This window comes from Streptomyces sp. NBC_00454 (assembly GCF_041434015.1).
Taxonomy (GTDB): Bacteria; Actinomycetota; Actinomycetes; order Streptomycetales; family Streptomycetaceae; genus Streptomyces.
Genome location: NZ_CP107907.1, coordinates 5,862,098 through 5,874,874 on the forward strand (window position 1 = coordinate 5,862,098; position 12,777 = coordinate 5,874,874).

The following is a 12,777-nucleotide window of genomic DNA, read 5'->3' on the forward strand; positions in this document are numbered from 1 at the left end:
CCAGGGTCAACATCCAACCAGGCCGAAAACGTTCCCGCTCGCGGCTTTTCCTCGAAACTTCCTTCCGAAGCTGGCCGGCCGTTGCCGGTTGGCGGCGAAGGAGCCGTATTGCGTTGCTTTACGGTTTCGCGTTGTCAGGTCGTTCGCTTGTCGCAGTTCTGCCCTCTCCGGCTGAGTGCCGGTTGTTCATGAGGACGTGCCCGAACACTAAATGGTTCATGCGTGGAAGGGAACGTGATGTTTGCTTCACTCCCACGGGGGATCGAACACTCGTACGGATCTGCACTAGGCTGACGAAGAGGCTGGGGTGGCGTTGCATCGGCTCTACCAGGCCTCGGTACCCTTCCAGCGGCAGCCGAGCCACCACTGCGCCCGACCGGGCCAGAAAAGAAATTCAGCGAGGAGCGAACTGCGTGACCGCCGACACGTCCGTGCCTTCCAGCGCACTGCTGACCGGAGCAGACCGGGACGGCTCCAACTACACCGCGCGGCACCTGCTCGTCCTCGAAGGACTGGAGGCCGTCCGCAAGCGCCCCGGCATGTATATCGGGTCCACCGACAGCCGTGGCCTCATGCACTGCCTGTGGGAGATCATCGACAATTCCGTCGATGAGGCCCTGGGCGGGTACTGCGACCACATCGAGGTGATCCTCCACGAGGACTCCTCCGTGGAGGTCCGGGACAACGGCCGCGGCATCCCCGTGGACATCGAGCCCAAGACCGGCCTCTCCGGGGTCGAGGTCGTCATGACCAAGCTGCACGCCGGCGGCAAGTTCGGCGGCGGGTCGTACGCGGCCTCCGGCGGCCTGCACGGCGTCGGCGCGTCCGTCGTCAACGCCCTCTCCGCCCGCCTGGACGTCGAGGTCGACCGCAACGGCGCCACGCACGCCATCAGCTTCCGCCGCGGCGTCCCGGGGATGTTCACGGAGCAGGGCCCGGACAGCCCCTTCGACCCCGACAACGGGCTGCGCAAGGGCAAGCGGGTCACCAAGGGCAAGACGGGCACCCGCATCCGGTACTGGGCCGACCGGCAGATCTTCCTCAAGGACGCCAAGCTCACGCTGGACACGCTCTACCAGCGCGCCCGCCAGACCGCCTTCCTCGTCCCGGGCCTGACCATCGTGGTGCGCGACGAGCGCGCCCTCGAAGGGGCCGGCAAGACCGAGGAGACCTTCCGCTTCGACGGGGGCATCAGCGAGTTCTGCGAGTACCTCGCCCAGGACAAGGCGGCCTGCGACGTGCAGCGCCTGACCGGCATGGGAACCTTCAAGGAGACCGTCCCGGTCCTCGACGAGCGGGGCCACATGACCCCCACCGAGGTCACCCGCGAGCTCGGCGTGGACATCGCGCTGCGCTGGGGCACGGGGTACGAGACGAACGTCAAGTCGTTCGTGAACATCATCGCCACCCCCAAGGGCGGCACCCACATCTCCGGCTTCGAGCGCTCGGTCACCAAGACCGTGAACGAGGTGCTGCGCTCGGCGAAGCTCCTGCGCGTCGCCGAGGACGACGTGGTCAAGGACGACGCGCTGGAGGGCATGACGGCGGTGGTCACCGTCCGCCTCGCCGAGCCGCAGTTCGAGGGCCAGACCAAGGAGGTGCTCGGCACCTCGGCGGCCACCCGGATCGTCGCCGCCGTGGTCGCCAAGGAGCTCAAGGCCTTCCTGACCTCCACCAAGCGCGACGACAAGCAGCAGGCCCGCGCCGTGATGGAGAAGATCGTCGCGGCCGCCCGGACCCGGATCGCCGCCCGTCAGCACAAGGAGGCGCAGCGCCGCAAGACGGCGCTGGAGTCCTCCTCGCTCCCCGCCAAGCTGGCCGACTGCCGCAGCGACGACGTGGAGCGCAGCGAGCTCTTCATCGTCGAGGGGGACTCCGCGCTCGGCACCGCCAAGCTGGCGCGGAATTCGGAGTTCCAGGCCCTGCTGCCCATCCGCGGCAAGATCCTCAACGTCCAGAAGTCGTCGGTCTCGGACATGCTCAAGAACGCCGAGTGCGGGGCGATCATCCAGGTCATAGGAGCCGGCTCGGGCCGGACCTTCGACATCGACGCCGCCCGGTACGGGAAGATCGTCCTGCTCGTGGACGCCGATGTGGACGGCGCGCACATCCGCTGCCTGCTGCTCACGCTCTTCCAGCGCTACATGCGCCCGATGGTGGAGGCGGGCCGGGTCTTCGCCGCGGTGCCCCCGCTGCACCGGATCGAGCTCGTCCAGCCGAAGAAGGGCCAGGACAAGTACGTCTACACGTACTCGGACAACGAGCTGCGCCAGACCCTGCTGGAGTACCAGCGCAAGAACATCCGGATCAAGGACTCGATCCAGCGCTACAAGGGCCTCGGCGAGATGGACGCGGACCAGCTGGCGGAGACCACGATGGATCCCCGCTTCCGTACCCTGCGGCGGATCAACATCGGCGACCTGGACTCGGCCGAGTCGGTCTTCGACCTGCTCATGGGCAATGAGGTGGCCCCGCGCAAGGAGTTCATCACCAGCTCCGCCGCCACCCTGGACCGCTCGCGGATCGACGCCTGACCGCAGCGGGCACCACCGGCGCACTGGCACACCGGTGGTCTCCGCTCCATCACCTGATGGAGTGAAGACCACCGGGACACCAGTCCGGAAACCTTCCCTCCCGCACATCCTTGTGGGCACGCGGCCAATGCGGCAGCGGACAAGGAGAGTTCGGTGGACAAGCACGAAGGTCGTGATGCCGGAACGATCCGGCTGGACGACCCCTGGTACGACGCGCTGGCCGTCGGGTGGGGCGAGGGCGCGGGTGCCGGGGTGGGCGAGGGTGCGGGCGGGGAAGCGGGCAGCGGTGCGGAAACGTCACCGCCGCGGTTCGCCGCCGCCGGCCCGCACACGCCCGGCGCGTCCGACATCTACCTCGAAGTGCAGCGCAGCGCCGCCTTCCAGGAGGTGCGCGGCCGCTACCGGAGGTTCGTCGTCCCCGCGACCGCCGGCTTCTTCCTCTGGTACGTCGCCTACGTGATCGCGGCCACCACGGCGCCCGGCATGATGGCCCGGCCTGTGGTCGGCTCGGTGAACGTGGCCCTGCTGGCGGGCCTCGGCCAGTTCCTCAGTACCTTCCTGCTCACCTGGGCCTACGCCCGGCACGCCCGGCTGCGGCGCGACCGCGCGGCCCTGGACCTGCGCTGGACGGTCTTCGAGCAGGAGCAGGTGCGCCGGGCGGACGCCAAGGAGCGCGACCGGACCCGGGGGGCGGGCCGGTGACCAGCGAGCACCAGACACTGGCGCTGATCCTGTTCAGCGTCTTCATCGCCGTCACCCTCGGCATCACCACGTGGGTCAGCCGCAACCGGCACGGCTCCGCGGAGGAGTTCTACGCGGGCGGACGGCTCTTCTCCCCTCTGGAGAACGGTTTCGCCATCGCGGGCGACTACATGTCCGCCGCCTCCTTCCTCGGCATCTCCGGCCTGATCGCGCTCTTCGGCTACGACGGCCTGATGTACTCCGTGGGCTTCCTCGTCGCCTGGCTGGTCGTGCTGTTCCTCGTCGCCGAACTCGTCCGCAACTGCGGCCGCTTCACCCTCGCCGACGTGGTCGCCGCGCGGATGAGCGAGCGGCCGGTACGGATCGCCGCCGGGACCTCGTCGGTCGTGGTCTCGGTGCTGTACCTCGTCGCGCAGATGGTCGGCGCGGGCAGCCTGGTGGGCCTGCTGCTCGCCGATTCGGGCCGGGCCGCGCGGACGCTGACCGTGATCGGGGTCGGCGCGCTCATGGTGATCTACGTGTCCTTCGGCGGCATGCGGGCCACCACCTGGATCCAGATCGTCAAGGCCGTGCTGCTCATGGGCGGGGCGATCACCCTGACGGTGATGGTGCTGCTGCGCTTCCACGGGAACTTCGACCAGCTGCTCGGCACCGCCGCCGAGCGCAGCGGGCACGGGGCCCGGTTCCTGGGGCCGGGGCTGAAGTACGGCGGGGACTGGACGGCCCGCGTCGACTTCATGAGCCTGGGACTCGCGCTGGTGCTCGGCACGGCGGGGCTGCCGCACATCCTGTCGCGCTTCTACACCGTGCCCACGGCGCGGGCGGCACGCCGGTCGGTGGTGTGGGCGATCGCGCTGATCGGCGGCTTCTACTTGATGACCATCGTGCTGGGCTTCGGGGCGGCGGCGCTGCTCGGGCCGGAGCAGGTCAAAGCCTCCAACGCTTCGGGGAACACGGCGGTTCCGCTGCTCGCGGCGTTCCTCGGGGGCGGCGCCGAGTCCACCGGGGGAGCGGTGCTGTTCGCGTTCGTGGCGGCCATTGCCTTCGCCACCATCCTGGCGGTGGTCGCGGGGATCACCCTGGCCTCGTCGGCCTCGGTCGCGCACGACCTGTACGCCTCGCTCAGGCGCCGCCACGCCCGCCAGCGCAGCGAGGTGGCGGTGGCCAGGGCGGCGGCCGTGGGGATCGGGGCGGTGGCCATCGCGCTGGGGCTCCTCGCGCAGGACCTGAACGTGGCGTTCCTGGTGGGACTGGCCTTCGCGGTGGCGGCCTCGGCGAACCTGCCGGTGCTGCTGTACTCGCTGTTCTGGCGCGATTTCACCACGCGGGGTGCCGTCTGGTCGGTGTACGGGGGCCTCGTCCCGGCGGTGCTGCTGGTGGTGCTCTCGCCCGTGGTCTCCGGCAGCCCGGAATCCCTGTTCCCGGGCGTCGACTTCCAGTACTTCCCGCTCCAGAATCCGGGCATCGTCTCCATCCCGCTGGGTTTCCTGGCGGGCTGGCTGGGCACGGTGACCTCCGCGGAGGAGGCGGACGAGCGGCTCCACGCGGAGACGGAGGTCAGGTCGCTGACGGGAGCCGGAGCGGTGTGAGGCCCGGCCGGGTCAGTGCGCGCCGCCGGGGTCGGCCGGGCGCCAGGCGTAGCGGTGTTCCGGGCGGCCGGTCTCGCCGTAGCGCAGGGCCAGGGTGACGCGGCCCGTGCGGTCGAGGAGTTTGAGGTAGCGCTGGGCGGTCTGGCGGCTGATGCCGGCGCGGTCGGCGATCTGCTGGGTGGAGAGCGGGCCTTCGGCGGTGAGCAGGATCCGGCGGACCGTGTCGGCGGTGGTGGGGGAGTGCCCCTTGGGCAGGTCGTTCGGGGCGTCGGCGCCGGCCGCGGCGAGGGCGCCGAAGATCCGGTCGACCTCGGCCTGTTCGGCCTCGCCGCCCGTGTCCAGGGTGCGGCGCAGGGCTCCGTAGGCCTCCAGCCGGGTGCGCAGGCCCGCGAACGTGAACGGTTTGACCAGGTACTGGAGGGCGCCGAGGCGCATCGCGGCCTGGACGGTGGCCAGGTCGCGGGCGGCCGTCACCATGATCACGTCGGCGTGGTGGCCGCGTTCGCGCAGTCGCCGGACCAGGTCGAGGCCGTTCTCGTCGGGGAGGTAGTGGTCCAGCAGGATCAGGTCCACGGGGTGGGTGTCGAGGAACGCGAGCGCCTCGGCCGCCGAATGGGCCTGGGCCGACACGCGGAAGCCGGGAACCTTGGCCACGTACGCCGCGTTGATCCGGGCAACCCGCATGTCGTCGTCGACGACCAATACGGAGATGTCGCCCGACACCCCGCTCGGACTGTCGGCGGGTCCGTTCGACGCGGACCCGTTCATCGCAGGGCCTCCGGGAGTACGACGGAGAATTCCGCCCCTCCGTCCGCTGCCTCGCCGGCCCGGACCGTGCCGCCCTGTCGCTCCGCCAGGCGCCGCACCAGCGCGAGACCGAGCCCGCGTTCACGGTGGGCCCGGGGCTGCTTGGTCGACCAGCCCTCGGTGAAGATCTCCTCGCGGCGCGCCACCGGGACGCCGGGGCCGCTGTCGCGGACCCGTAGGACGGCCGTGCGGCCCTCTGCGCGGATGTCGACCTCGACCAGTGGCGTCGGCGAGCCCACCGCCGCGTCGAGGGCGTTGTCGACCAGGTTGCCGACGATGGTGACCAGCCCTCCCGGGTCGACGAGGCGGTCGGGCAGCAGGGCGGAGTCGGCCAGGCGCAGGGGGACGCCGCGTTCGGCCGCGACGGTGGCCTTGCCGACCAGCAGGGCGGCGAGCAGCGGGTCGTGGACCTTCTCGGTGACCTGCTCGGCCGTGCTGCGGTGCACGCCGACGACCTCCGTCACGAACTCCACGGCCTCCTCGTGCAAGCCCAGCTCCAGCAGGCCGAGGAGGGTGTGGAGGCGGTTGGCGTGCTCGTGGTCCTGCGCGCGCAGGGCGTCGATCAGCCCCTTGGTGGAGTCCAGCTCGCGGCCGAGGTTCTCCAGCTCCGTGCGGTCGCGCAGGGTGGCCACGGCTCCGCCGTCCTCGGTGGGCATCCGGTTGGCGACGAGCACCCGGGGGCCCTGGACGGTGACCAGGTCGCGGCCGGTGACCCGGCCGGCGAGGACGTCGGTGGTGCGGCCCGCGCCGAGCACCTCGTCCAGCGCGCGTCCCGCGACGGCTCCGGCGCAGGCGGGGGTGAGGCCCAGCAGCCGTGCGGCCTCGTCGTTGACGAGCCGGACCCGGCCGTCCCGGTCGAGGGCGATCACCCCTTCGCGGATGGAGTGCAGCATGGCCTCGCGCTCGGCGAGCAGGCTCGCGATATCGGAGAAGGCCAGGTCGCGGGTCTGCCGCTGGATCCGGCGGGAGAGCAGGTAGGCGGCGAGCGCACCTGCCGCCAGGGCGCCGCCCGCGTACGCGAGCAGCCCCGGGATGGCGCCGAGGAAGCGGTCGCGGACCCCCGAGTAGTCGATGCCGACGGAGACGGCTCCGACGATCTCGCCGTCGGCGGCGAGCAGCGGCACCTTGCCGCGCGCGGAGCGGCCCAGGGTGCCCTCGTCGATCTCCATGACCTCGCGGCCCGCAAGGGCGTCGCCGGGGTCGGTGGAGACGGGATGCCCGATCCGGTCGGGGCTCGGGTGCGAGCGGCGGATCCCGTTCAGGTCGATGACGACCACGTACTCGGCGCCGGTGGCGCTGCGGATCCGTTCGGCCGAGGCCTGGACCGGGCCGTCCGGTGAGGGGCCCGAGTCGAGGAGGTCGGCGGCGAGCGAAGGGTCGGCCGCCGCGCTCTGGGCGATGGCCAGGGCGCGTCGCATGGCCTGGTCGTCGAGCTGCGCGCTCAGCGGGGCCAGGAACAGGCCGGTGGCCAGGGCGAGGACCCCGGCGGCGATGGCCAGCTGGGTCAGGAGGATCTGGGAGACGGCCCGTCTGGGCAGCCCGAGGCGCCGAGCGCTCATGTGGAGGAACCGCATGAGTAGGAACGGTAGGGCGGTTCGGGCGTAAGCGGAATTTCCCTCATGCACGCAAATGGCTTGCGTTATTTGCGCCCAGCTTGCGCAAGCGATGACGCCATAAAAGTGCGGTCAGAGCGGTAGACGACTCGGCAAAGCTCTGCAACTCTCGCACCGAACATCGCAAATTCCTATCTCCCATGGTTCAGAAAGTTCATGTCGAGGGACGAGGACATATGAGAAGGCACAACTGGAGATGGCGGACCCTGGCCGCCTTGATCAGCACAGCCCTGTTGATGCTGGGCTGGCCCGCTCTCACCGCCGTGGCCGCCGGCGGACCGAGCATCTCGGCGGGGCGCCCCGCCACGGCGAGCAGCACCAACGGCGGCTACGCCGCCGTCAACGTCACCGACGGCAACCAGTCCACGTACTGGGAGAGCGCCGGCAGCACGTTCCCGCAGTGGGTGCAGACCGACCTCGGAGCCACCACCCGGGTGGACCAGGTGGTCCTCAAGCTCCCCGCCGCCTGGGAGAGCCGCAACCAGACCCTGTCCGTCCAGGGCAGCGCCGACGGCACCAGCTACAGCACCCTGGTCGGCTCGGCCACGTACACCTTCGGCCAGGGCAGCGGGAACGTGGTCACCATCGGCTTCCCCGCCACCCAGACCCGGTACGTCCGGATCGACATCACCGCCAACACCGGCTGGCAGGCCGCCCAGCTCTCCGAGCTCGAAGTCCACGCCCCCGGCGAATCCGGCACCAACCTGGCGCTCGGCAAGACGCTCACCGCGAGCAGCAGCACCCAGGTCTACGTCCCCGGCAACGCCAACGACGGGAACACGGCCAGCTACTGGGAGAGCGTCAACAACGCCATGCCCCAGTGGCTCCAGGCCGACCTAGGCTCCTCCGTCCGCGTGGACCGCGTGGTCCTGAAGCTGCCCGAGAACTGGGGCGCCCGCAGCCAGACGCTCAAGATCCAGGGCAGCGCCAACGGCACGGACTACTCCGACCTGACCGCGTCGAAGGCGTACGACTTCAACGCCGCCGGCGGCAACGCCGTGACCATCACCTTCGACGCCACCACCACCCGCTACGTGCGCGTATGGATATCGCTCAACTCCGTACAGCCCGGCGGGCAGCTCTCCGAGCTGGAGATCTACGGCCCGACCACCGGTGACACCCAGGCGCCGACCGCACCGGCCCAGCTCGCCTACACCGAGCCCGCCACCGGTCAGATCAAGCTCACCTGGAACGCCGCCACCGACAACACCGGTGTCACCGGCTACGACGTCTACGCCAACAACCAGCTGCGCACCAGCCTCGCCGGCGACGTCACCAGCTACACCGACACCCAGCCGGCCTCCGCGAGCGTGACGTACTACGTCCGCGCCAAGGACGCGGCCGGCAACCAGTCGGCGAACAGCAACAGCGTCACCCGCGCCGGGGACACCGGTGACACCCAGGCCCCGACCACCCCGGGATCCCTGTCCTTCACCGAGCCGGCCTCCGGCCAGATCAAGCTGGCCTGGCAGGCCTCCACCGACAACGTCGGCGTCACCGGCTACGAGGTCTTCGCCAACAACACGCTGCTCACCACGGTCGCGGGCAACCTCACCACGTACACCGACACCCAGCCGGCCACCGCCACCGTGAGCTACTTCGTCCGGGCCAAGGACGCGGCGGGCAACCGTTCCGGCGACAGCAACTCCGTGACCCGCAGCGGCAGCGGCGGCGGCGGTTCCAACCTGGCCGTCGGCAAGCCCGTCGAGGGCTCCTCCGTGATCAACACCTTCGTCGCGGAGAACGCCGTCGACAACAGCACCTCCACCTACTGGGAGGGCGCGGCCGGCGCCTACCCGAGCACCCTGACGGTCAAGCTCGGCGCCAACGCCGACGTGGACCGCCTGGTCCTCAAGCTCAACCCGGACAGCAGCTGGGGCACCCGCACCCAGAACATCCAGGTCCTCGGCCGCGAGCAGAGCGCCTCGGGCGTCAGCAGCCTCGTCGCCGCCAAGGACTACGTCTTCAACCCGGCCGCCGGATCCAACACCGTCACCATCCCGGTGACCGCCCGGGTCGCGGACGTGCAGCTGCGCTTCACCTCCAACACCGGCGCCTCCAACGGCCAGATCGCGGAGTTCCAGGTCATCGGCGTCCCGGCGCCCAACCCGGACCTCCAGATCACCGCGCTGAGCGCCACCCCGGCGGCTCCCGTCGAGTCGGACTCCGTCACCCTGTCCGCCACCGTCAAGAACACCGGCCCGGCCCCGGCCGGCGCGACCGCCGTCTCCTTCCAGCTCGGCGGCTCGAAGATCGCCACCGCTGCCGTGCCCGCGCTGGCCGCCGGCGCCACGGCCACCGTCACCGCCGGGATCGGCCCGCGCGACGCCGGTTCGTACCCGCTGAGCGCGATCGTCGACGAGGCGAACACGGTCGTCGAGCAGAACGACACCAACAACTCCTTCACCGGCTCCCCGCTGGTGGTCAAGCCGGTCGACAGCTCGGACCTTGTGGCCTCGGCCGTCAACTGGTCCCCGGGCGCCCCCTCCGCCGGACAGTCGGTGGGCTTCTCCGTCACCGTCCAGAACCAGGGCACCGTGGCCGCCGCCGCGGGCACGCACAACGTCACCCTCACCCTGCAGGACGCGGCCGGCGCCACCGTCCGTACCCTGACGGGCTCCTTCAGCGGCGCCCTCGCGGCCGGTGCCTCCACGGCCCCGATCGCGCTCGGCAACTGGACCGCCGCCAACGGCAAGTACACCGTCAAGGTGGTCCTCGCCGACGACGCCAACGAACTGCCGGTCAAGCGCGTCAACAACACCTCCACCAAGCCCTTCTTCGTCGGCCGCGGGGCGAACATGCCCTTCGACACCTACGAGGCGGAGGACGGCGTGGTCGGCGGCGGCGCCAGTGTCGTCGGCCCCAACCGCACCATCGGCGACATCGCCGGCGAGGCCTCGGGCCGCAAGGCGGTCAGCCTGGACGCGACCGGCGAGTACGTCGAATTCACCACCCGGGCCGCCACCAACACCCTGGTCACCCGCTTCTCCATCCCGGACGCCCCGGGCGGCGGCGGCATCGACTCCACCATCGACGTCTACGTCAACGGCGTCCTGAAGAAGGCCCTGCCGCTGACCTCGAAGTACTCCTGGCTCTACGGGGCCGAGGCCGGCCCGGGCAACTCCCCGACCGCGGGCGCCCCGCGGCACATCTACGACGAGGCGAACATCCTCCTCGGCGAGACCGTCCCGGCGGGCAGCAAGATCCGCCTCCAGAAGGACGCCGCCAACACCACCACCTACGCGATCGACTTCGTGAGCCTGGAGCAGGCCACCGCCGTCCCCAACCCCGACCCGGCGACGTACACCGTGCCCGCCGGATTCACCCACCAGGACGTGCAGAACGCCCTGGACAAGGTCCGCATGGACACCACGGGCAAGCTCGTGGGCGTCTACCTGCCGCCGGGCGACTACGACACGGCGAGCAAGTTCCAGGTGTACGGCAAGGCCGTGCAGGTCGTCGGCGCCGGACCGTGGTTCACCCGCTTCCACGCCCCGTCCTCGCAGGACAACACCGACAACGGCTGGCGCGCGGAGGGCACCGCGAAGGGATCCTCCTTCTCCGGCTTCGCCTACTTCGGCAACTACACCTCGCGCATCGACGGTCCCGGGAAGGTCTTCGACTTCTCCAACGTCACCGACATGACCATCGACAACGTCTGGAACGAGCACACGGTGTGCCTGTACTGGGGCGCCAACACCGACCGGATCACCATCAAGAACTCGCGGATCCGCGACACCTTCGCCGACGGCATCAACATGACCAACGGCAGCACGGACAACCTCGTCTCGAACAACGAGGCGCGCTCCACGGGTGACGACAGCTTCGCGCTGTTCTCCGCGATCGATGCGGGCGGCGCGGACATGAAGAACAACGTCTACGAGAACCTGACCACGATCCTGACCTGGCGCGCGGCCGGTGTCGCCGTCTACGGCGGCTTCAACAACACCTTCCGCAACGTCTACATCGCCGACACCCTCGTCTACTCGGGCATCACCATCAGCTCGCTGGACTTCGGGTATCCGATGAACGGATTCGGGACCGACCCGACGACCTTCGAGAACATCTCGATCGTCCGGTCCGGAGGCCACTTCTGGGGTGCGCAGACCTTCCCCGGAATCTGGATCTTCTCCGCTTCCAAGGTGTTCCAGGGAATCCGGGTCAACAACGTCGACATCATCGACCCGACGTACAGCGGAATCATGTTCCAGACGCAGTACGTCGGCGGCCAGCCGGTCAATCCCATCAAGGACACCATCCTGAAGGACATCACCATCACCGGGGCCAAGAAGAGCGGCGACGCCTTCGACGCCAAGTCCGGGTTCGGCCTGTGGGCGAACGAGATGCCCGAGGCGGGCCAGGGTCCGGCGGTGGGTGAGGTCACCATCCAGAACCTGAAGATGAACGACAACGCCGTGGACGTGCGCAACACGACCTCGACGTTCAAGATCAACCAGCTGCCGTAGGCGGGTAGCGGAGCAGTGGAGCGGCGGGGCACCCCTCGGGGGCGCCCCGCCGCTTCACGTGCGGGCCCCGGTCCAGGGCTCGCTGGTGGTGAAGTAGGTGTCGTAGAGCTCCTGCACGTCCAGCAGGGACTCGGGCGGCACCTTGCCGTAGGCGATGCGCTCCAGGTGGCGGAAGTACTCGAACCTCTCGACGCCGGGCGTGATGACGATGAGGATGTCGGCGTCCTCCCCCGGCGCGGCGGCGAAGGCGTGGTCGAGGCCGGGAGGGACGACCACGAGGTCGCCGCGCCCGGCGGTCACCACCCGGTCGCCCGAGAGGAGCTGGGCGGTGCCGTCGAGGAGGTAGAACAACTCGGCGGACCGGGAGTGGTGGTGGGGCGCGGCGCCGTTCGCGCCGTCGAGCAGGGTCACGCGCTGCGTGGACAGGGCGCCGCCGGTGGAACTGCTGTCGGCCAGGAGGCGGATGGTGGTCGGGCCGCCCCCGATGGTCTGGGCATCGGCGGAGCGCACGATCACGGAGTCGTCGAAGGTCGGGACGATGAAGGACATCGGGTCTTCTCCAGGGTGTTGGGTGAGGAGCGCTGGGTTGGATAGGACGCTGCCGGGCCGGCGTGTTCAGGCGGTGGCGGGACGTTCGCGGAGCAGCAGGACGGCGGTCAGCACGACGGCCGCGGCCGTCGAGGCGTGGACCCCGAGGGCCGTGGCGACGGACCCTCCGCTGGTCACCACGATCACCGCGTCTCCCATCGGCACGAAGGCGATCGCCGCCATGGCCCAGCCCAGCGCCTTCCGGTGCCCGGTCAGCAGGAGCGCCAGGATGACCAGGCCCGACGCGATGTCCCGTACGCCCTTGACGGCCAGGAAGGCCGTGCCCTCGTGCTGTGGCCAGGTCGGGACGCCGAAGCCGGCGGCGGTGGCCTGCGGGGCGATCAGGTAGCTGAGGCCGACGTAGATGATGAACACGGCGCCGAGGGCGGCGAGGGCGGTGGTGAAGTGCCTGAGCTTCATGACGTGTCTCCTGGTGAGGCGTGGGGTGTGTGGCCTGGGGTGTGGGTGTGGCGGTTGG

General features: G+C 70.2%; 8 protein-coding genes. 4 read left to right on the plus strand and 4 right to left on the minus strand.

Translation table 11 applies throughout. The features are described 5' to 3' along the window. Positions 1 to 413: 413 nt before the first annotated feature. The 3 genes from OHU74_RS27060 to OHU74_RS27070 all read left to right on the plus strand — a co-directional run bounded on the left by OHU74_RS27060 (position 414) and on the right by OHU74_RS27070 (position 4,825). Entirely contained in the window at positions 414 to 2,534 is a 2,121-nt protein-coding gene (locus tag OHU74_RS27060) for a type IIA DNA topoisomerase subunit B (protein WP_371618256.1), read from the plus strand. Between the two features lie 153 nt (positions 2,535 to 2,687). Next, positions 2,688 to 3,236, plus strand: coding sequence for a DUF485 domain-containing protein (locus OHU74_RS27065; RefSeq protein ID WP_371618257.1), 549 nt, complete (start codon positions 2,688 to 2,690; stop codon positions 3,234 to 3,236). Further along, a complete protein-coding gene (locus OHU74_RS27070) occupies positions 3,233 to 4,825 on the plus strand; it encodes a cation acetate symporter (RefSeq protein WP_371618258.1) in 1,593 nt (530 codons plus the stop codon). The genes OHU74_RS27065 and OHU74_RS27070 overlap by 4 nt, the downstream gene beginning before the upstream one ends. A 12-nt stretch (positions 4,826 to 4,837) precedes the next feature. Here OHU74_RS27070 and OHU74_RS27075 read toward each other — a convergent pair whose 3' ends face one another. Further along, on the minus strand, positions 4,838 to 5,593 hold the full coding sequence (locus OHU74_RS27075) for a response regulator (RefSeq protein ID WP_371618259.1): 756 nt from the start codon (positions 5,591 to 5,593) through the stop codon (positions 4,838 to 4,840). After that, complete coding sequence (locus OHU74_RS27080) at positions 5,590 to 7,191, minus strand: ATP-binding protein (protein WP_371618260.1); 1,602 nt, start codon at positions 7,189 to 7,191, stop codon at positions 5,590 to 5,592. Before OHU74_RS27080 ends, OHU74_RS27075 begins: the two co-directional genes overlap by 4 nt. 230 nt (positions 7,192 to 7,421) lie before the next feature. Between OHU74_RS27080 and OHU74_RS27085 the strand changes: the two genes are divergently transcribed. Next, positions 7,422 to 11,711, plus strand: a complete 4,290-nt coding sequence (locus OHU74_RS27085) for a discoidin domain-containing protein (protein WP_371618261.1) — start codon at positions 7,422 to 7,424, stop codon at positions 11,709 to 11,711. Between the two features lie 54 nt (positions 11,712 to 11,765). On the opposite strand, the gene OHU74_RS27090 is transcribed toward OHU74_RS27085, so the two are convergent. Both OHU74_RS27090 and OHU74_RS27095 read right to left on the minus strand, forming a co-directional pair. Then, the gene (locus OHU74_RS27090) at positions 11,766 to 12,260 is read right to left on the minus strand and encodes a cupin domain-containing protein (protein ID WP_371618262.1); all 495 of its coding nucleotides are present in this window, start codon (positions 12,258 to 12,260) and stop codon (positions 11,766 to 11,768) included. Positions 12,261 to 12,326: 66 nt separating this feature from the next. Continuing rightward, on the minus strand, positions 12,327 to 12,719 hold the full coding sequence (locus tag OHU74_RS27095; RefSeq protein ID WP_371618263.1) for a DUF4267 domain-containing protein: 393 nt from the start codon (positions 12,717 to 12,719) through the stop codon (positions 12,327 to 12,329). Between the last annotated feature and the right edge of the window lie 58 nt (positions 12,720 to 12,777).

Bases quoted from the DNA above. Each gene is read 5' to 3' on its own strand.
- OHU74_RS27075 (WP_371618259.1), bottom strand. From the start codon at position 5,593: ATGAACGGGTCCGCGTCGAACGGACCCGCCGACAGTCCGAGCGGGGTG.
- OHU74_RS27080 (WP_371618260.1), bottom strand. From the start codon at position 7,191: ATGAGCGCTCGGCGCCTCGGGCTGCCCAGACGGGCCGTCTCCCAGATC.
- OHU74_RS27085 (WP_371618261.1), top strand. From the start codon at position 7,422: ATGAGAAGGCACAACTGGAGATGGCGGACCCTGGCCGCCTTGATCAGC.
- OHU74_RS27090 (WP_371618262.1), bottom strand. From the start codon at position 12,260: ATGTCCTTCATCGTCCCGACCTTCGACGACTCCGTGATCGTGCGCTCC.
- OHU74_RS27095 (WP_371618263.1), bottom strand. From the start codon at position 12,719: ATGAAGCTCAGGCACTTCACCACCGCCCTCGCCGCCCTCGGCGCCGTG.